The 452-nt window shown below is 41.6% G+C and carries 1 protein-coding gene; it reads left to right on the plus strand.

All coding sequences use genetic code 11. From position 1 onward, the window contains the following. Positions 1–452: ABC transporter substrate-binding protein (locus tag BTA35_RS16745; protein ID WP_161489889.1), on the plus strand; the 452-nt coding region annotated here is incomplete at both ends.

Here is a 452-nt window from a genome sequence, read left to right on the forward strand (position 1 = left end):
ATTGATGAGTGTACTGTTATCAAGTTGTGATCGTCCTTATCAGGATCGTCTCAAGGTTGGTGCTAATCATTGGGTAGGTTACTTCCCATTATATCTAGCAGAGTCTGAAGGTTTATTGGCAAAAAGTAATACTCAGTTACTGGAATATTCCAGTTCTGTCGATGTGATTAGGGCTTTGAAGAATAGGGTGATCAATGCTGCGGCATTGACTCTAGATGAGGCAATGACTCTGGCTGATACGGGCTATCCTTTACGTATTATATTAGTAGCAGATATATCGGACGGCGCGGATATTATTGTTGCCCGACAAAGCATTAAAACGGTTGCTGAGCTTAAAGGTAAGCGAGTGGGCGTTGAAAATACTGCCGTTGGTGGTTTTATGCTTAGTCGAGCATTGTCATTAAATGGACTGTCGTCGACAGATATTACAGTTGTACCTACCTCTATAGATA

Source organism: Oceanospirillum linum, assembly GCF_001995095.2.
Lineage (GTDB): Bacteria > Pseudomonadota > Gammaproteobacteria > Pseudomonadales > Halomonadaceae > Oceanospirillum > Oceanospirillum linum.